The sequence below is a fragment of the Duganella sp. Leaf126 genome, from assembly GCF_001423125.1.
Lineage (GTDB): Bacteria > Pseudomonadota > Gammaproteobacteria > Burkholderiales > Burkholderiaceae_D > Rugamonas.
In genome coordinates this window covers 228,536-246,728 of the sequence record NZ_LMNW01000001.1, presented here as the reverse complement: position 1 = coordinate 246,728, position 18,193 = coordinate 228,536, and the positions used below count along the sequence as shown (strand labels likewise).

General features: G+C 64.6%; 16 protein-coding genes and 1 other RNA gene. 11 read left to right on the top strand and 6 right to left on the bottom strand.

All coding sequences use genetic code 11. The features are described 5' to 3' along the window. Positions 1 to 82: 82 nt before the first annotated feature. Positions 83 to 595 carry a hypothetical protein gene (locus tag ASF61_RS00940; RefSeq protein WP_056150228.1) on the bottom strand — a complete coding sequence of 171 codons (513 nt, stop codon included), beginning with the start codon at positions 593 to 595 and terminating at the stop codon, positions 83 to 85. A 168-nt stretch (positions 596 to 763) separates the two neighbouring features. Between ASF61_RS00940 and ASF61_RS00935 the strand changes: the two genes are divergently transcribed. Then, positions 764 to 1,024, top strand: a complete 261-nt coding sequence (locus ASF61_RS00935; RefSeq protein ID WP_056150226.1) for a hypothetical protein — start codon at positions 764 to 766, stop codon at positions 1,022 to 1,024. Positions 1,025 to 1,105: 81 nt separating this feature from the next. Here ASF61_RS00935 and rpoH read toward each other — a convergent pair whose 3' ends face one another. The 4 genes from rpoH to ftsY form a co-directional block, all read right to left on the bottom strand. Next, complete coding sequence (rpoH, locus tag ASF61_RS00930; RefSeq protein WP_200919779.1) at positions 1,106 to 2,005, bottom strand: RNA polymerase sigma factor RpoH; 900 nt, start codon at positions 2,003 to 2,005, stop codon at positions 1,106 to 1,108. Between the two features lie 283 nt (positions 2,006 to 2,288). Next, positions 2,289 to 3,209, bottom strand: coding sequence for a permease-like cell division protein FtsX (gene ftsX, locus ASF61_RS00925; protein ID WP_056150222.1), 921 nt, complete (start codon positions 3,207 to 3,209; stop codon positions 2,289 to 2,291). Continuing rightward, on the bottom strand, positions 3,206 to 3,862 hold the full coding sequence (ftsE, locus tag ASF61_RS00920; RefSeq protein WP_056150220.1) for a cell division ATP-binding protein FtsE: 657 nt from the start codon (positions 3,860 to 3,862) through the stop codon (positions 3,206 to 3,208). The genes ftsX and ftsE overlap by 4 nt, the downstream gene beginning before the upstream one ends. A gap of 23 nt (positions 3,863 to 3,885) precedes the next feature. Beyond that, complete coding sequence (ftsY, locus tag ASF61_RS00915) at positions 3,886 to 4,947, bottom strand: signal recognition particle-docking protein FtsY (protein ID WP_056150218.1); 1,062 nt, start codon at positions 4,945 to 4,947, stop codon at positions 3,886 to 3,888. A gap of 707 nt (positions 4,948 to 5,654) precedes the next feature. On the opposite strand from ftsY, the gene ASF61_RS00910 reads away from it, so the two are divergent. Together ASF61_RS00910 and ASF61_RS00905 are read left to right on the top strand one after the other, a co-directional pair. Beyond that, positions 5,655 to 6,752 (top strand): porin, encoded by a 1,098-nt coding sequence (locus ASF61_RS00910; RefSeq protein ID WP_056150215.1) that lies wholly within the window; start codon positions 5,655 to 5,657, stop codon positions 6,750 to 6,752. Between the two features lie 73 nt (positions 6,753 to 6,825). After that, positions 6,826 to 7,350 (top strand): hypothetical protein, encoded by a 525-nt coding sequence (locus tag ASF61_RS00905; protein ID WP_056150214.1) that lies wholly within the window; start codon positions 6,826 to 6,828, stop codon positions 7,348 to 7,350. Positions 7,351 to 7,374: 24 nt separating this feature from the next. Here ASF61_RS00905 and ASF61_RS00900 read toward each other — a convergent pair whose 3' ends face one another. Continuing rightward, positions 7,375 to 9,093, bottom strand: coding sequence for a thiamine pyrophosphate-binding protein (locus ASF61_RS00900; protein ID WP_056150212.1), 1,719 nt, complete (start codon positions 9,091 to 9,093; stop codon positions 7,375 to 7,377). A gap of 127 nt (positions 9,094 to 9,220) precedes the next feature. Between ASF61_RS00900 and rnpB the strand changes: the two genes are divergently transcribed. The 8 genes from rnpB (at position 9,221) to murF (ending at position 18,191) form a co-directional block, all read left to right on the top strand. Then, positions 9,221 to 9,568, top strand: an RNA gene (gene rnpB / locus ASF61_RS03620) — RNase P RNA component class A. A gap of 56 nt (positions 9,569 to 9,624) precedes the next feature. Next, complete coding sequence (gene glpK / locus ASF61_RS00895; protein WP_056150210.1) at positions 9,625 to 11,136, top strand: glycerol kinase GlpK; 1,512 nt, start codon at positions 9,625 to 9,627, stop codon at positions 11,134 to 11,136. A gap of 565 nt (positions 11,137 to 11,701) precedes the next feature. Further along, positions 11,702 to 12,130, top strand: coding sequence for a division/cell wall cluster transcriptional repressor MraZ (mraZ, locus tag ASF61_RS00890; protein WP_056150207.1), 429 nt, complete (start codon positions 11,702 to 11,704; stop codon positions 12,128 to 12,130). An 11-nt stretch (positions 12,131 to 12,141) separates the two neighbouring features. Then, positions 12,142 to 13,164 (top strand): 16S rRNA (cytosine(1402)-N(4))-methyltransferase RsmH, encoded by a 1,023-nt coding sequence (gene rsmH, locus ASF61_RS00885; RefSeq protein ID WP_373994515.1) that lies wholly within the window; start codon positions 12,142 to 12,144, stop codon positions 13,162 to 13,164. After that, on the top strand, positions 13,161 to 13,436 hold the full coding sequence (gene ftsL, locus ASF61_RS00880) for a cell division protein FtsL (RefSeq protein ID WP_056150205.1): 276 nt from the start codon (positions 13,161 to 13,163) through the stop codon (positions 13,434 to 13,436). The genes rsmH and ftsL overlap by 4 nt, the downstream gene beginning before the upstream one ends. After that, entirely contained in the window at positions 13,433 to 15,208 is a 1,776-nt protein-coding gene (locus ASF61_RS00875) for a penicillin-binding protein 2 (protein WP_056150203.1), read from the top strand. The genes ftsL and ASF61_RS00875 overlap by 4 nt, the downstream gene beginning before the upstream one ends. Before the next feature lie 20 nt (positions 15,209 to 15,228). Next, entirely contained in the window at positions 15,229 to 16,773 is a 1,545-nt protein-coding gene (locus ASF61_RS00870) for a UDP-N-acetylmuramoyl-L-alanyl-D-glutamate--2,6-diaminopimelate ligase (RefSeq protein WP_056150201.1), read from the top strand. Then, complete coding sequence (gene murF / locus ASF61_RS00865; protein WP_056150199.1) at positions 16,773 to 18,191, top strand: UDP-N-acetylmuramoyl-tripeptide--D-alanyl-D-alanine ligase; 1,419 nt, start codon at positions 16,773 to 16,775, stop codon at positions 18,189 to 18,191. The genes ASF61_RS00870 and murF overlap by 1 nt, the downstream gene beginning before the upstream one ends. The last annotated feature ends 2 nt before the right edge of the window (positions 18,192 to 18,193 follow it).

Below are 18,193 nucleotides of genomic sequence, written 5' to 3'. Positions count from 1 at the left end.
ATGACGGCGCTGCCCACGCCGTGGCGCCGGCGCACGCTGACGGCTGTCACCGTGCCATCCCGGTCGAACACCCGCGCTGGCATCAGGCCGGCTTGCGCTGCGGCGTTGCTGCCGTATTGCTGACGCGGATGCCGACGCGATAATCGGGAACGATGTCGTTCCTGGACGGCACGCCCTGCGGTTCGACACCGGCCAGGGTAAAGGTCAGGCCGTCCTGGGTGACGCTGGTGGCGCCGTTGGGCATGCTGTCGGACAGCACGAAGCTGCTGGTGACGCCGTCGGGCCGGGTCAGGCTGAAACTGTAACTGATGTAGCCGGCCCAGACGCAGACGGCGCCCTGGCGGCAGCGGCTGTCGTTGACGCGGTCGAGGCGCACCACGGGCGCGACCAGCGTGCCCGGTTTGTCGCTGGCAACGGGCTGGGCCGCCGGCGTGATCAGGGCGCTGGCGCCCCGGGTGAGCACATAGGTGGTGGCGAATGGCTGCGGCACGACCGCAGCGCGATTGCCCGCTGCCGAACCGCAGGCGTAAAGCGCCGCCATCACGAACGTCAGCAGGGGCAGGACAATGAGCTGGCGCAAAATGGATCTTTTCATCTTGACCTCGGTAGAAAATAACGGAAAAACCTTAACAAAAAAACCATGTATGTGTCGCACGATTAAGCAGTTGGCGACCGGTTGCAGCGTGCAGCGCAAACAAAGCCCACCGGCGCCGCCCAAGCTGCGTAGAATGTCGGCACTTAGCACCCACTCACAGGAATCCGCATGCGCAAGACCGACCTGGCCAAGGCCGACGCCAAAAAAATCATGAGCAAGGTGTCCCCGGGACACGCATCGAGCTTCGGCAAGGCGCCGGAAGTGATCGACAAGCGCGAACAGCGCCGCCGCGACCAGGCACTGGGCCTGGTGCCGTTTGCCGTCAAATTACATTGTGACCTGGTGGCGCAATTAAACGCGCAGGCGACCGCACGTGGCCTTGATATGAATCAGCTGGTTGGCGAATTGTTGAGTCGATGTCCTACATAAAAGCAGCGGAAACGCTGCTTTTTTTATGGGTTCGGCGGTATTATTCTTGAGACTGGGATGTTGCCGCCCGGTTGCAGCAGCTTAGACGTACGCCGCCAGCGAACCTTTCATCTTCTTCAGCGCAGCCGACTCGATCTGGCGGATGCGTTCGGCCGATACGCCGAACTCTTCGGCCAGCGTGTGCAGCGTGGCGCCCGAACCATCGTCGTTGGCCAGCCAGCGCGCTTCGACGATGCGGCGCGAACGGGCGTCGAGCTTGCCCAGCGCCTGTTCCAGCCCTTCCGATTGCAGACGCGTCACCTGCTCCGCTTCCAGCACCTTGGTCGGCTCCGTTTGCTCGGACGACAGGTAGGCGATCGGTGTAAACTTGTCGTCCTCGTCGTCGGTCGGCGACTCGAGCGCGATATCGCGGCCGCTGAGCCGGGTTTCCATCTCGATCACTTCTTCGCGCTTGACGTCCAGCATCTTGGCCAGGCTGTCCACCTGCGTCGGGCTCATCGCGTCGAGACCGGTCTTGTGGCTGCGCAGGTTGAAAAACAGCTTGCGCTGGGCCTTGGTGGTGGCCACCTTGACCAGACGCCAGTTTTTCAGGATGTACTCGTGCATCTCGGCCTTGATCCAGTGCATGGCATACGACACCAGGCGCACGTTCTGATCGGGGTCGAAGCGCTTCACGGCTTTCATCAGGCCGATATTGCCTTCCTGGATCAGGTCGGCATGGGGCAGGCCGTAGCCGAGGTAGCCGCGGGCGATCGAGACCACCAGGCGCAGGTGCGACAGCACCAGCTGCTGCGCGGCGGCCAGGTCGTTATGTTCTTTCAGGCGCTTGCCCAGCTTCACCTCATCGTCGTGCGTCAGCATCGGCAGACGGTTGACGGCCGAAATGTAGGCGTCCAGGTTACCCAGGTTGCCACTGAACCCGAGTCCCAGAGCACTGTTGCTGGCAGGGGCCAGCGAGGTCGTTGCGGACATCATAGTCATGTTCATTCCTTCGCTCGATGATTGCTGGTTGCTACAAAGGCATTAACAGCTCTGCAGTGTTCGTATATTAGCACTCTCTGACCGAGAGTGCCAATTGCAGTCATGCTACAACCTTGATAGTGAAATTGCTATGAACTTGATCAAGCTCATCGCTTCCATGTATGAAGTGTGCGCGCCGGAGCTTAGACCAGCCTTAATCGTGTGCTGATGATGATTGAGGGGACTGGGAAAGTCCGTACGTGGCCGCACATGCCGCCATCACGACGATGGCGGCGCAGGGGAGTTATTGCAGGCGGGCAAGGTGGCGCTGCACGGACAGTACTGCTCCCGCGAGGCCCAGGCCGGCAGACAGGGCCAGCAGGATGGCCATCAGCAGCGGTGACAGTGGCGTCAGCTGGAACTCGGACGCGTACAGGCGGGCAAATTCGGCAATCGCAGCGTTGAGCGGACGCAGCGCCAGCGCCACGGCGCCCAGTGCCAGCGCGCCCGAGCACAGCCCCAGCAGCGCGCCCGTGTAATAGAAGGGGCGGTGGATGAAGCTGTCGGTGGCGCCGATCAGCTTGGACACCTGGATTTCCTCGCGCTGCGTCAAGACCTGCAGGCGGATGGTGTTGAACACCACCGCCACCACCACCGTGCCCAGCGTGGCGGCCAGCAGCAGCAGCGCCAGGCGCAGGATGTTGAGCAGGGCGGCCAGGCGCTTGACCCAGGCCGAATCGACCTGCACCGTGTCGACGCCGGGCAGCGCCCGGATCTGCTCGGCCAGCACATCGACGTCGCCGCCCGATTCGGCCAGGCGGAAGGCGTTCAGCTTGAGCACATAGCTGTCGGGCAGCGGATTTTCGCCAAGCGTGGTCAGGACGTCGGCCAGGCCGCTTTTTTCCTTGAGGGTTTCCAGCGCCTTCTCGCGCTCGGTAAAGATGATCTTCGCCTGCTTGTCGGGCACGGCCTGGCGCAGCAGCACGGCCAGTTCCTCGGCCTGCTGGCGCGGCGTATCCTGCTTGAGAAACACGCTGAGTTCGGGATCGACCGACAACTGCTCGGACATCGGGCGCACATTGTCGAGCAGGGTGGCGCCCATGAACGGCAGCGCCAGCGCAATCGCCACCACCAGGATATTGAACAGGAAGCTGCCGGGAGCGCGGCGCAGGTGTACCAGCGCCACCGACAGCGCGTAACGGTGCTGGCGGAACCAGTAGGTCATGGCGCCACCTCCAGCTGGCCGTGGTCGAGCCGGATCACGCGCGCGGCCGCGTCCAGCATTTGCTCGTCGTGGCTGGAGATCAGGCACGTCACCCCCACCGAGTGGAACGCCTTGAGCGCATCGAACACCTTGTTGGCGCTGGCGCGGTCGAGGTTGGCGGTGGGTTCGTCGGCCAGGATCACCTGCGGCCGGTTGACGATGGCGCGCGCAATCGATACCCGCTGCTGCTCGCCGCCGGACAGGGCCAGCGGCTGGGCGCTGGCGCGGTCGAGCAGTCCCACCTTGTCGAGCGCGGCGCGGGCGCGCTGTTCCGCTTCGCGGTGCGACGAGCCGGTTACCAGCAGCGGCAGCATCACGTTGGCGACGATGGTGCGGTCGGTCAGCAGGCGCTGCTGCTGGAAGATCAGCCCCAGCTTGCGGCGCAAAAAGGGAATGGCCGACGAGCGGATACGTGAAATATCCTGGCCGTTGACGATGACCTGGCCGGCCGTCGGGCGCTCGACGGCCGCGATCATTTTCAGCAGCGTGGACTTGCCGGCGCCGGACGGACCGGCCAGAAACACCAGTTCGCCTTTATCGACATGGAACGAGAGGTCGCGCAGCGCCACCGCATCGGCGGTGTACTGCTTGGTGACGTTGCGAAATTCAATCATTCTGTGGGGGCGCTTATCCGTGGTTAGCCGAGCAGGGCTTCAACAAACTCGGCCGCGACGAACGGCTGCAAGTCTTCGATTTTTTCACCGATGCCGATGAAGTACACGGGCACCGGACGTACGCGGGCAATCGCGGCCAGCACGCCGCCCTTGGCAGTACCGTCGAGCTTGGTAATCACCAGGCCGGTCAGCTTGAGGGCGTCGTCGAACGCTTTGACTTGCGCCAGCGCATTTTGCCCGGTATTGCCGTCGATGACCAACAGGGTTTCGTGCGGTGCGCCATCCATGCCCTTGCCGATCACGCGCTGGACCTTTTTCAATTCTTCCATCAGGTGCAGCTGGGTGGGCAGGCGACCGGCGGTATCGATCATGACCACGTCCAGGCCGCGCGCCTTGCCCGACTGCACCGCGTCGAACGAGACAGCGGCTGGATCGCCCGATGCCTGCGAAATCACGGTAATGTTGTTGCGCTGGCCCCAGACCATCAATTGCTCGCGGGCAGCAGCGCGGAAGGTGTCGCCGGCGGCCAGCAGCACCGACTGGCCGTTCGACTGCATGTGCTTGGCCAGTTTGCCGATGGTGGTGGTCTTGCCGGCGCCATTGACGCCCGAAATCATCATCACCATCGGCTGGTGACGGCCCAGTTCGAATGGCTTTTGCAGCGGCAGCAGCAATTCCGTCAGCAACTGCTTGAGCGCGGCCTTGACGGCTGCAGCGTCGAGCAGCTTGTCTTCCTTGACCTTGCGCTTGAGCGCGGTCAGCAGGTACTCGGTTGCTTCGACGCCGGCGTCGGACATCAGCAGCGCCGCTTCCAGCTCGTCGTACAGGTCGTCGTCGATCTTGGCGCCCACGAACAGCAGCGACAGGTTACCGGAGGTCTTCGATAGCCCCGCTTTCAGGCGCGACATCCACGACTGCTTTTGCGCCGGCTCTTCGATCGGCAGCAGGTCCGGCAGGTCGGTTGTGGCCGGCGACGCAAGCGCTGCCGGCGACCGGGCCGGGGCAAGTGATGGCGCCTGCGGCACAGGCGATGGCGCCTGCGGCACATCGGGGGTGACAGGTTTTTTCTTGAAGAAACTAAACATAGTGATCGGGGCGCTTCAAGCTGGTGCCCGGCGGGGCCGGACAAGGGAGGAAATGATGCTATTTTACCAGAGCACGTGCAGCGAAATGCAGCGTCCGCGCCCGCGCCGTCGCGCGGGAGGGAAGCGTCGGCGCCCGTGCCGACCGGCCGGTTTTTTGCGCGGACGATGACTTTTGCAGTGCACAACGCCCCCGTTTGGGGCGGGTGCTGCACGAATTGGTGCAGTTTTTGTGGCAGTCGCGCAACAGGTAGCAATTACTTACAAATTGCTCACAGTTTGCATTAAGTTGCATTTGGGACAGAATTATCGCCGTAACAGGCCTGTAATACGGCCTTGTCGCCCCGAATTTGACACATTTGTGAAATTCTCAAGTGCAAACTATTTGAAAAGTCGTATGCTAATTGGCAACGAGCGGCAGTGAATCACGAGCTCTTCGTTATAAAATAGCGCTATCAATAGCAATCTGGCTATTTTTAATTGGTCCAACCACGATGTACCACGGTGCCCTCGTCGGATGAACGGACGAGGTTGATTCGCTTGCTCTGCATGAAATATTGCGATGCGTTAAAATGCGGGCGTTTCGGACATCTGGTTGCCGGTGACAGGCGCTCCACAAGAGCGTCGGCCCGGCAGGCATCGTTAAGCAGCTGAATTGAGCCGCACCACGAGTTTTACCTTTGACAGCTTACAACTGAAGGAAATAAAGAATGAAAAAATCCCTGATCTCCATTGCCATCCTGGGCGCCCTGAGCAATGTTGCAATGGCACAGTCGAACGTGACCATGTACGGTATCGTTGACGCCGGCATCACCGCAGAACGCGGTGGTATCAACGGTAACGTCACCAAGGCCACCAGCGGCGCCGCTTCGGCATCGCGTATCGGCTTCAAGGGCACCGAAGACCTGGGTAGCGGTCTGAGCGCGATCTTCAAACTGGAAGCTGGCGTGAAAGTGGACGACGGCGCACTGGACAACACCACCAACCGCCTGTTCAACCGCGAAGCATATGTCGGTCTGAGCTCGAAAACGGCCGGTACCCTGACCATCGGTCGTCAGTACACCCCTTACTACGAAGTGCTGCGCGACGTGGCTGACCCGTTCGCACTGGGCACCGCTGGTACCGCTAAAAACTTGTTCCCAGTTAGCTCGACCAGCGCTGTGGCCAACGTGACCACCGGCACCCGCAACGACAACGCCGTTGTCTACAAAACCCCAGTCTACGCTGGTTTCTCGGGCGCTGTATCGTACAGCCTGGGCGAACAAGCTGGTGATTCGTCGGCTCAGCGTCAGATCGGCGCGTCGGGCTGGTACACCAACGGCGACCTGAACGTCGGTATCGCTTACAACACCCACAACAACGACACCGCCACGATCAAGTCGAACCGCAACGGCCACAACAGCCTGGTTGCTGTCAACTACGACTTCAAGGTCCTGAAAGCCTACGCTGCCTTCGGCAACAACAAAGGCCAGAACAGCTCGGTCGTTGCAGTACCTAACGCTTACAGCGCTCTGCCTTACGACAACTCGGAAAACACCACCAACGCCCTGATCGGTCTGACCGCACCAGTTGGCCCAGCTGGCACCGTGATGGCGTCGTACACCCACAAGAACGACAAAGACCCACTGAACCGCGATGCTGACCAGTACGCGATCGGTTACTCGTATGCTCTGTCGAAGCGCACCAGCACCTACGTTGCCTTCGCCAAGATCAAGAACAAGAACGGTGCAGCTTACACCGTGGGTAACAACACCGAAGCCGGCACCGGCGACAAGGCGTTCAACCTGGGCGTAAAACACTCGTTCTAATCTGATCTTTCAGGTCTAGAATCCACAACGGCTGCCTGGTGCAGCCGTTGTTCTTTTGGGAGGGCAATACGCTATGAAGAACCGACAACGCGCGCTGCTGGGCGGCGTTCTGCTGCTGGCCGCGTGCGCGGTACTGGCTGCGCCCAGGGCGCCCGCCGCACGCAAGGCCGACGAGCGTGGCTTGCCGCGGTACGGGATGATGGTGTTTTCCGATCTGTGCATCAACGCCGACAGCGGCGAATTCGGTGGCCAGCGCATCACCTTGCAGCGCTTTAACGAAGTCGATACGGTGCTGTACGAATATACGGCCGGCGGCATCAGCTGGCCGGTCGTGGCCAGCGACGTCAACATCGATCCGCGCGGCAGGCAGATGTATTTCACCGTGCAGCCGCCGGAAGAAGACGAGCGCACCATCAGCGGCAAGATCGTCGACGGCGGCAAGGCCCTGGTGCTCGACGGCGGCTACTGCGGCGACGCGACGGTGCCGATGCGGCTGCCGCTGGTGACCGATTTCGGGCGCAAGGCGGGCGTGTGCCACGCCTGTCCGCCGCAAAAGGAAAAGCAGGAGGCGCCCGCTCAGGACAACGGCGGCGCCTGACCCTCGCTGGCCTTGGCCCTGGCCCTAGCTGGCCTTGGCCGACTTGGCCGATTTGGCCGCCTCGGCATTGCGGCGGATGGTCGCCAGGGTCGCTCCCGGCGTGATCAGCTCGCCGTCGTACCGCAGCTCGATCAGCGCCGGCAACTGCCGTTCTGCAGTCCACGCCAGCGCCCGCGCCAGGGCCGGCGCGAAGTCGGCGGTTGCCGTCACCACTTCCCCATGGCCGCCGTAGGCCACCGCCAGCGCCGCAAAGTCGGGGTTGTGCAGCTCGGTGCCCGACACGCGGCCCGGGTAGTCGCGCTCCTGGTGCATGCGGATGGTGCCGAACATGCCGTTGTTAAACACGATCACCACCACGCCTGCGCGGTACTGCACGGCCGTGGCCAGCTCCTGGCCGTTCATCATGTATTCGCCGTCGCCGGCAAAGGTGATCACGGTGCGCGCCGGATCGATGAGCTTGGCCGCCACGCCGGCCGGCACGCTGTAGCCCATGGCGCCGCTGGTGGGGGCGAGCTGGGTGCGCAGACCGCCGTAGCGGTGGAAGCGGTGCGCCCAGGTCGCGTAGTTGCCGGCGCCATTCGTGATGATGACGTCGTGCGGGGCGATGCGGTCGATGTCCTGCACCACCTGCCACAGGTCGAGCGGGGCCTGGCCGTCCTGGAACACGGGCGGCTGCTGCTGCCAGGCCGCCAGGTCGGCGCGCGCGGCTGCCACGCTGGCGCGCCAGGCGTCGCTGTTGAGCGGCGCGAGCGCGGCCAGCGCCGCCGCGAACTGCGGCATGCCGCTGTTGATCAGCAATTCGGCCTGGTACACGCTGCCCAGTTCCTCGGCGTCCGCATGCACGTGGACCAGGCGCTGCTGCGGCACCGGCGCCGTCAGCAGACCGTAACCGCCGGTCGTCATCTCGCCCAGGCGCGGACCGATGGCGACGATCACGTCGGCCTCGCGCACGCGTTTGGCCAGCGCCGGGTTGATGCCGATGCCGACATCGCCGATGTAATTGGCATGGTCGTTGTCGAGCAGGTCCTGGAAGCGGAACGCGCAGGCCACCGGCAGGTCGTTGGTCTCGGCAAAGCGGCGCATGTCGGCGCAGGCCTGCGCGTTCCAGCCGCCGCCGCCGAGCAGCAGCAGCGGGCGCTGCGCGTCCTGCAGCATGGCGCGCATGGTCGCCATCTGCGTGGCCGACGGCGCCGCCTGCACCGGCTGGTAGCGGCGGGTGTCGGCCACCGCGGCCATGGTGGTCAGCATGTCTTCCGGCAGGGCCAGCACCACCGGGCCGGGGCGGCCGCTGGTGGCGACCTGGAACGCGCGCGCCAGGTATTCGGGGATACGGTCGGCACGGTCGATCTGCGCCACCCACTTGGCCATCTGGCCGAACATGCGGCGGTAGTCGATTTCCTGGAACGCTTCGCGGTCGATGAAGTCGCTGCCGACCTGGCCGATGAACAGGATCATCGGCGTCGAATCCTGGTACGCCGTGTGCACGCCGATCGAGGCGTTGGTGGCGCCCGGCCCGCGCGTGACGAAGCAGATGCCGGGACGGCCCGTCATCTTGCCGTAGGCGTCGGCCATGAAGGCGGCGCCGCCTTCATGGCGGTTGATGATGAAGCGGATACCGGAATCGTGCAGCGCGTCGAGCACGTCGAGATAGCTCTCGCCGGGCACGCCGAAAGCGGTATCGACGCCGTGGATCTGGAGGGCGTCGACCAGGATCTGGCCGCCGCTGCGGGTGGGGTGCGTCATGTGTGGCCTTTTCAGGTGGATGGTACGTCTGATGATGCGTCATTCTAAGGCGGCATCACGGCGCCGGCTTTAACAATGGCGACACCAAATTTCAGAATCGGCGGCACGGGCTGTTACAATACCGCCTGAAGCAAGCCAGACAGCCGCTGGCCAGTGCGTAATGCCTGGCGGGAGGAAGGTCCGGACTCCACAGAGCGGGGTGACGGTTAACGGCCGTCCGCCGAAAGCCTTTGCCGGCGCAAGCCGGCGAGGTATAAGGCGAGGAACAGGGCCACAGAGACGAGCGTATTAAGTTACGGTGAAACGCGGTAACCTCCACCTGGTGCAATTCCAAATAGGCACGCGATGATGCTGCTCGCGGAGCGTGCGGGTAGGAAGCTTGAGCGCTGGAGCAATCCAGCGCCTAGAGGAATGGCTGTCATAGCGCGGTTCTGCCGCGCCGTAACAAAATCCGGCCTATCGGCTTGCTTCAACTGATTACCATGCGGCTGCCGCCGGTCGACGCGAAGCCGCGCCGACCGGGGAATGTCGATGCAGCAGTACATACTGGCCTTGGACCAAGGCACCACCAGCTCGCGCGCCATCGTGTTCGACCACGGCGGCCGCATCTGCGGCAGCGCCGCGACCGAATATCCCCAGCATTTCCCCCAGCCCGGCTGGGTCGAGCACGACCCGCGCGACATCTGGTGCAGTCAGCTCGCGGTCGCCCGCCAGGTCCTGCGCGAACACCAGATCGACCCGCGCCAGATCCGCGCCATCGGCATCGCCAACCAGCGCGAAACCACGCTGGTGTGGGACCGCGCCACCGGCGAGCCGATTGCGCCGGCCATCGTCTGGCAGGACCGCCGCACCGCCGACACCTGCGACGCCTTGCGCGCCGCCGGCAAGGCGCGCGCGATCAAGGATGCCACGGGCCTGGAGCTCGATGCGTACTTTTCTGCCACCAAGCTCGCCTGGCTGCTCGACCACGTCCCCGGCGCGCGCGCGCGCGCACAGCGCGGCGAACTGGCCTTCGGCACCATCGACAGCTGGCTGGCGTTCCAGCTGACCGGGCGCCACGTCACCGACATCGGCAACGCCGCGCGCACCATGCTGTTCAACATCCACCTGCTGCGCTGGGACAGCGACATGCTGGCGCTGTTCGATATTCCCGACACCGTGCTGCCGCAGGTGCTGTCGTCGAGCGAGGAGATCGGTGTCACCCGGCCGGAGCTGTTCGGGGTGGCGATTCCGGTGGCCGGCATCGCCGGCGACCAGCAGGCGGCCACCTTCGGCCAGGCCTGCCTGCAGCCGGGCATGGTCAAGAACACCTATGGCACCGGCTGCTTCATGCTGATGCACCTGGGCCGCCAGCCGGTGGCCTCGCACAACCGCCTGCTGACCACCGTCGGCTGGCGCCTCGGCGGCGACACCGACTACCTGATGGAAGGCAGCGTGTTCATGGGCGGCGCCACCGTGCAGTGGCTGCGCGACGGCCTCGGCATGATCCAGCAGTCGAGCGAGGTCGAGGCGCTGGCGGCCAGTGTACCCGACAGCGGCGGCGTGTACCTGGTGCCCGCTTTTACGGGACTGGGCGCGCCGCACTGGGACCCGTATGCGCGCGGCGCGCTGGTGGGCCTGAGCCGGGGCAGCCACCGCGGCCATATCGCGCGGGCGGCACTCGACGCCATCGCCTACCAGAGCGCCGAACTGATGATCGCCATGCAGCGCGACGTCGCCGCCTCGCAGCGGCCGTTCGCCTTAACCGAGGTGCGCGCCGATGGCGGCGCCGCCCGCAACGATCTGCTGATGCAGTGCCAGGCCGACCTGCTGGGCGTGCCCGTGGTGCGGCCACAGGTCACCGAAACCACGGCGCTGGGTGCAGCGTATCTGGCCGGGCTGGCCGTCGGTTACTGGGACAGCCGCGAACAGGTGGCCGCGCAGTGGACGTGCGAGCGCCGTTTCGAGCCGCGCATGGGCGACGACCAGCGCCAGTCGCTGCTGGCCGACTGGGGCAGGGCGGTGGCGCGGTCGCGCGACTGGGCGCCGCACCATGACCGCTGAACCGTTCCCGGTACTCCGTTGAAATGTCTAGACAAGTTGACCCAACTGGTATGCGTGGCCACGCTACCGACACATTTCCCCGTCAGCCGACCGACAGTCGTCCTTCCTCCGCATACCGGCTGTAGCAGCCGCTTTGGCGGGTATGGACGCCATATCGCTGCGCCTTGATGCCCAGCCGTCGCCAACCAACGCGTTGTAAATAATATATTGCAATGTTGGTTGTTAGCAATTTCCAGCATTTTTTTAATGCGCCGTTTGATGCCCAAACACATGTGTGCAGATGAGAGTCCACATGCAGATTTCGAGATAAGTACTTAATTTGTCGAGTTATTTTGTTTCTGGGAGGCTTCAAGGAATCGCGCTAAGTCCTTAATTTCATTACTAAAATCCCGATTTCGATTGCCGGAAAGCGCTTGACCACCCATGCGCCATCCTCTAAAGTGGGCATCTGTGTGAAAAAGTGTCTTTTTGTGGGAAATTTCTACTGACTTAGCGGCAGCGGAAGTTGAACGATAAAAGCTGCGATTCATGCTCCGCTAACAATACTGAGGTCAAAGGTAATCCCGTGTTTCAAGGCGCGTCCGCAATCAATCTCGATGCCAAAGGCAGGATGTCCATCCCTGCCAAGCATCGTGACGCGCTGGCCATCCAGTGCGAAGGCCGCCTCACGCTCACCCGCCATCCCGACGGCTGCGTCATGTTGTTCCCGCGTCCTGTGTGGGAGCAGCACCGCCAGCAGATCGCCCAGTGGCCGATGCAGGCACGCGCCTGGCAGCGCATCTTCCTCGGCTACGCCACCGATGTCGAACTCGATACTGCAGGCCGCATCCTGATCGCCCCCGAGCTGCGCACCGCCGTCGGCATCGGGCGCGAAGTCATGTTGATGGGCATGGGATCGCATTTCGAGATCTGGGACGCCGCCATGATGGCGGCAAAAGAGCAGCAGGCCATCGAGGCCGGCACCCCCGATGTCCTTGCCAATTTCTCTTTCTAAGGTATGCCGTGATGACGACTCCTACGGTACCTGACAGCGCGGTGCCCGATCATGCCGCATCCGCTGCTGCTGCGGCAGCGGCGTTCCAGCACCGCACCGTGCTGCTGGACGAGGCGGTCGATGCGCTGGCGCTCACCGGCGCGCGCGCCAACGGCGTGTTCGTCGACGGCACCTTCGGCCGCGGCGGCCACTCGCGCCTGATCCTGTCCAAGCTGGGCGCCGGTGCGCGCCTGATCGCGTTCGACAAGGATCTGCAGGCGATTGCCACCGCCGAACGGATCGCCGATCCACGCTTCACTATCGTCCACGACAGCTTTGCCACCATGCGCGCCGCGCTGGCCGCACGCGGCGTGGACCAGGTCGACGGCATCCTGCTCGACCTCGGCATCTCGTCGCCGCAGGTGGACGACGCCACCCGCGGATTCAGCTTCCGCAACGACGGCCCGCTCGACATGCGCATGGACACCACGCGCGGCATGTCGGCAGCCGAATGGCTTGCCATCGAAAACGAACAGACACTGGAAAAGGTGATAAAAGAATATGGGGAAGAACGGTTTGCTTTCCAGATTGCAAAGGCGATTGTTGCTCGCCGGGCAGTCGAACCAATTTCGACCACACGACAGCTTGCCGGCATCGTGGCAGGCGCGGTCAAAACCCGGGAGAAGGGCAAGGATCCGGCCACTCGTACCTTTCAGGCTATCCGGATTTTCATCAATAAAGAGCTTGAAGACCTCGAAGCAGGACTGAGCCAGGCGTACGACAGCCTCGCGCCCGGCGGCATCCTGGCCGTGATCAGCTTCCATTCGCTGGAAGACCGCATGGTCAAGCGCTTCCTAGCGGCGCGCGCCAACGTCGCGCAGCCCGACCGCCGCCTGCCGATCCGCGCCGTGGACCTGCCGCAGCCCGAACTCAAGCTGCTGGCCAAGCTCAAGCCGTCCGACGCCGAGGTGGACGCCAACCCGCGCGCACGCTCGGCCGTGATGCGCGTGGCGCGCCGCCTGCCGGTTCCCGGCGCAGCCGAGGGCGCAGCGTGAGCGGCAAGATCAACATCGTGCTGGCGGCGCTGCTGGTCGGCTGCGGCCTGTCGCTGGTGAACGCCCAGTACCAGGCGCGTCACCTGTTCATCGAACTGGAACGCTCGCAGTCGCTGGCGCGCCAGCTCGACATCGAGTGGTCGCAGCTGCAGCTCGACCAGTCGACGCTGGGCAAGCATGCGCGCATCGAGGACATCGCCCGCCGCGACCTCGGCATGACGGCGCTGACCGCCGCCCGTACCCAGTACCTGACGCCTGAAGGATCGAAATGAGCCGCGCCAGCAAACAGACTACCTCGCGCGTGGCCGCCTCGCGCGGCGTGCCGTTCGCGAAAAACCCGGTGCTGGCCGTGAGCCTGCCCGTATGGCGTTCGCGCGTGGTGCTGTTCGTGCTGTTCTTCGCCTTTGCCGCACTGGCCGGCCGCGCCATGTGGTTGCAGGGCATGTCCACCCAGTTCCTGCAAAAGCAGGGCGAGGCCCGCTATGCGCGCACGCTGATCCTGCCGGCCACGCGCGGCAAGATCACCGACCGCGACGGCCAGGTGCTGGCCTCGTCGGTGCCGGTCAAGGGGATCTGGGCCAACCCGGACGACGTCCAGAACGCGCCCGCCGACAAGCTCAAACAGCTGGCCGCGCTGCTCGAGATGAGCAACGCCGAGCTGCAGAAAAAACTCGATTCGGACCGCAGCTTCGTCTACCTGAAGCGCCAGGTGGAGATGGACGTGGCTGACAAGATCGCCAAGCTCAATATCACCGGCATCGGCTCGGAAAAGGAATACAAGCGCTTCTACCCGCAGGGCGAGGTCACCACCCACGTGGTGGGCTTCACCAACCTCGAAGACGTGGGCCAGGAATCGATGGAACTGGCGCAGCAGAAAAACCTGGTCGGCACGCCCGGCACCCGGCGCGTGATCCGCGACCGCCTCGGCCACATCGTCGAAGATATCGGTTCGGTGCGCGAGCCGCACGACGGCAAGGACCTCACCTTGTCGATCGACAGCAAGATCCAGTACATCGCCTTCACCCAGGTCAAGGAAGCGGTCGAGAAGTTCAACGCCAAGGCCGGCGCTGCCGTGGTACTCGACGTGCACACGGGCGAGGTGCTGGCGCTGACCAACTACCCGACCTACAACCCGAACGACCGCTCCAAGCTGACCGGCGAGCAGCTGCGCAACCGCGTGATGACCGACACCTTCGAGCCGGGATCGTCGATGAAACCGTTCCCGGTAGCGATGGCGCTGGAAGCGAAAAAAATCACGCCGCACACGATGTTCGATACCGGCAACGGCTCGATGGTGATCGCCGACCGCGTGATCCACGACACCCACGCCAACCACGTGATCGACGTCCAGACCGTGATCCAGAAGTCGTCCAACATCGGCACCACCAAGATCGCCATGCTGATGACGCCGCAAGACCTGTGGGAGATGTTTACCAAGGTCGGCTTCGGCCAGCAGCCCAAGTGGGGCTTCCCCGGCGCCGTGGCCGGCCGCGTGCGCCCGTACAAGTCGTGGCGCCCGATCGAGCATGCCAACATGAGCTTTGGCCAGGGCATCTCGGTGTCGCTGATCCAGCTGGCGCGCGCCTACCTGGTGCTGGCGCGCAACGGCGACATCATTCCGCTGTCGTTCCAGAAGGTGCACGAAGCGCCGCACGGCACCCAGGTCATCAGTCCCAAGACCGCCGCCGAAATGCGCGAAATGCTGGAAATGGTGACGCTGCCGGGCGGTTCCGCCGTCAAGGCCCAGGTGCCCGGCTACCGCGTGGGCGGCAAGACCGGCACCGCGCAGAAATTCATCGGCGGGCGCTACTCGCACACCAAGTACATCGGCAACTTCGTCGGCATGGCGCCGATGTCGGACCCGCGCTTCATCATCGCCGTCATGATCGACGAGCCGAGCGGCCCCCTCAAATACGGCGGCGACGTCGCCGGCCCGGTGTTTTCCGCCCTGGCCGCGCAGGCGCTGCGCGCCAAGAACGTGGCGCCGGACTCCGACCTGACCCATATCATCATTCCTGAATCCGCAGCACAGGGGAACATGTGACGACTTTAAACTTCGACCCGATGGCCGGAATACCCGCCATCGCCGACGCAATCCGCAAGCTGGCGCCGGGCGCCCGCCTGACGTCGGATTCGCGCCGCATGCAGCCGGGCGACGTGTTTTTTGCTTTTGCCGAAGGCCGCGCCTTTATCGACAGCGCGCTGGCCAACGGCGCCGTGCTGGTGGTGTTCGACCCCGACGGCGGTGCACTGCCCGACAGCCCGGGCCTGAGCCCCACCGTGGCCCGCATCGGCGTCGCGCGCCTCAAACAATTCGCCGGTCCGATCGCCCACGCCTATTACGACCGGCCCGACAGCGCCATGTTCACCGTCGGCGTGACCGGCACCAACGGCAAGACCTCGAGCGCGGTGTGGCTGGGCCAGGCCTTGGCGCGCGGCGGCGAGCTGGCCGCCGTCGTCGGCACCCTCGGCGTGGGCGTGTTCCGCGCGCGGGGCGAGGTCGAGTACGACGTTACCGGCTACACCACGCCCGACGCCGTGCTGCTGGCGCGCACGCTGGCCGGTCTGCGCGAGCAGGGCGCGCAATCGCTGGCGATCGAAGTCTCGTCCATCGGCCTCGACCAGCACCGCGTGGACGGCATGCATTTCGACGTGGCCGTGTTCACCAACCTCACGCGCGACCACCTCGACTACCACGGCGACATGGCCGCGTACGAGGCGGCCAAGGTCAAGCTGTTCGACTGGCCGGGCCTGAAGACGGCGGTCGTCAACCTCGACGATCCGGCCGGCCTGCGCCTGATCGCGCATCTGCAGTCGCAGCCTGCGCTGGCCGGCACCATCCCGCTGATCGGCTACACGCTGCAGGACGCCGCCAGCTGCCCCGATATGGCCGGCGTGCTGGTGCTGCGCGCCAGCCAGCTGCGCAGCGGCCGCGCCGGCGGCACCGAATTCCACCTCGACTGCCCGCTGGGTGCAGCGCTGGTGAAAACCCGCCTGGTGGGCGCCTTCAATATCAGCAATGCGCTCGGCGTGATGGGGGCGCTGCTGGCCAAGGGCACGGGTTTGCGCGCCGCCATCGAGGCGGTGGAAGCGCTCGAACCGGCGCCAGGGCGCATGCAGCAGGTGGGCGGCCAGGATGCGCCGCTGATCGTGATCGACTATGCCCACACGCCGGACGCACTGGAAAAGACGCTGGCAGCGCTGCGCGCCGTCGCCGCCGACCGCAACGGCCAGCTGTGGTGCGTGTTCGGCTGCGGCGGCGACCGCGATCCCGGCAAGCGTCCGCAGATGGGCCGTATCGCCCAGGCGGCCGACCAGGTGATCGTCACCAGCGACAACCCGCGCAGCGAAGATCCGCACGCCATCATCGAGCAGATCGTGGCCGGCATGGACCTGCACCACCCGGCCTCGCGCGTGCAGACCCAGGACGACCGCGCCGGCGCCATCCTGTCGGCCATCAAGCAGGCCGGCAAGGCCGACGTGATCCTGCTGGCCGGTAAAGGCCATGAGCCGTACCAGGAAATCAAGGGCAAGAAGCTGCCGTTTTCGGATACCGACCACGCGCAGCTGGCGCTGTCGGCGCGCCTGACCATGATGAGGCCCCATTGATGCGCGCTGCCATCGCCCAGGTCCTGCCCGCGCTGACCGGCGCCACTGTGGCCGGCGCCACCGTGGCCGGCGACAGCGTCATCGGCGCAGTGACGTTCAATGGCGTTTCTACCGACAGCCGCAGCGTCGCCGCCGGCGCGCTGTTTGTCGCGCTGCGCGGCGAGGTGTTCGACGCCCACGCCTTTTTGCACGACGTCGCCGCCAAGGGCGTTGCTGCCGTGGTGGTCGAGGAAGTCCCGCCAGGCCTGACGGTGCCGGCCATCGTCGTGCCCGACACGCTGACCGCGCTCGGTCAGCTCGCCCACTGGTGGCGCAGCCGGTTCGCGGTGCCGGTGATCGGCGTCACGGGCAGCAACGGCAAGACCACGGTCAAGGAAATGATCGCCACCATCCTGGCGGCCGCCCACGGCGAAGCAGGGCGCCTGGCCACGCGCGGCAATCTGAACAACGAAATCGGCGTGCCCCTGACGCTGTTCCGCATGGACGCGCAGCAGCAGGCGGCCGTGATCGAACTGGGCATGAACCACCCGGGTGAAATCGCCCGCCTGGCCGCGATTGCCGCACCGACGATTGCCATGGTCAACAACGCCCAGCGCGAACACCAGGAATTCATGCACACGGTGGAAGCGGTGGCGCGCGAAAACGGCGCCGTGCTCGCGGCCTTGCCGGTGGACGGCGTGGCCGTCTATCCGCATGGCGACGCCTACACGCCGGTATGGGACGACCTGGCTGCCGGCCGCCGCCTGCTGCGCTTTGGCCTGAGCAAGGCGGCCGAAGTGTCGTGCACGTTCCGCGCCGACGACTCAGGCACCACATTCGGCAGCGAGATGTTCATCACCATCCGCGACGGCGACGTGGCAGAACAGTTCTTCGTCCGCCTGCAGGCGGCCGGCGAACACAATGTGCGCAATGCGCTCGCTGCCGTCGCCTGCACCTACGCGGCCGGCATCGCGCTCGCACAGATCAAGCTGGGACTCGACACCTTTGCCCCGGTCAGCGGCCGCCTGCAGACCAAGCGCGCTGCCAATGGCGCCACCGTGATCGACGACACCTATAACGCCAACCCGGATTCGGTGCGCGCCGCCATCGACGTGCTGGCCACAGCGGCTGCACCGCGCGTGCTGGTGCTGGGCGACATGGGCGAAGTGGGCAGCCAGGGCCGCGAGTTTCACGAAGAAATCGGCGCTTATGCGCAGAGCAAGGGCATCGACCAGGTGCTCGTTACCGGCGCACTGGCGTCCCACATGCGCGGGGACGCCATCCGCCATTTTGAACCATTCGACGCCCTGCTGTCCGCGGTGGACGCGGCCGTGACGTCGAACGCAACCGTATTGATCAAGGGCTCCCGCTTCATGAAAATGGAACGGGTCGTGCAGCATTTGATTGGATTGCAACAAGCTATTAAAGGAAGTCACTAATC

Excerpts from the sequence above, each read along its gene's own strand:
- glpK (WP_056150210.1), top strand. The coding sequence starts at position 9,625 with ATGCAGCAGTACATACTGGCCTTGGACCAAGGCACCACCAGCTCGCGC.
- rpoH (WP_200919779.1), bottom strand. The coding sequence starts at position 2,005 with ATGACTATGATGTCCGCAACGACCTCGCTGGCCCCTGCCAGCAACAGT.
- ftsX (WP_056150222.1), bottom strand. The coding sequence starts at position 3,209 with ATGACCTACTGGTTCCGCCAGCACCGTTACGCGCTGTCGGTGGCGCTG.
- ftsE (WP_056150220.1), bottom strand. The coding sequence starts at position 3,862 with ATGATTGAATTTCGCAACGTCACCAAGCAGTACACCGCCGATGCGGTG.
- ASF61_RS00935 (WP_056150226.1), top strand. The coding sequence starts at position 764 with ATGCGCAAGACCGACCTGGCCAAGGCCGACGCCAAAAAAATCATGAGC.
- ASF61_RS00900 (WP_056150212.1), bottom strand. The coding sequence starts at position 9,093 with ATGACGCACCCCACCCGCAGCGGCGGCCAGATCCTGGTCGACGCCCTC.
- ASF61_RS00875 (WP_056150203.1), top strand. The coding sequence starts at position 13,433 with ATGAGCCGCGCCAGCAAACAGACTACCTCGCGCGTGGCCGCCTCGCGC.
- ASF61_RS00940 (WP_056150228.1), bottom strand. The coding sequence starts at position 595 with ATGAAAAGATCCATTTTGCGCCAGCTCATTGTCCTGCCCCTGCTGACG.
- ftsY (WP_056150218.1), bottom strand. The coding sequence starts at position 4,947 with ATGTTTAGTTTCTTCAAGAAAAAACCTGTCACCCCCGATGTGCCGCAG.
- ASF61_RS00910 (WP_056150215.1), top strand. The coding sequence starts at position 5,655 with ATGAAAAAATCCCTGATCTCCATTGCCATCCTGGGCGCCCTGAGCAAT.
- rsmH (WP_373994515.1), top strand. The coding sequence starts at position 12,142 with ATGACGACTCCTACGGTACCTGACAGCGCGGTGCCCGATCATGCCGCA.
- ASF61_RS00905 (WP_056150214.1), top strand. The coding sequence starts at position 6,826 with ATGAAGAACCGACAACGCGCGCTGCTGGGCGGCGTTCTGCTGCTGGCC.
- ASF61_RS00870 (WP_056150201.1), top strand. The coding sequence starts at position 15,229 with ATGGCCGGAATACCCGCCATCGCCGACGCAATCCGCAAGCTGGCGCCG.
- murF (WP_056150199.1), top strand. The coding sequence starts at position 16,773 with ATGCGCGCTGCCATCGCCCAGGTCCTGCCCGCGCTGACCGGCGCCACT.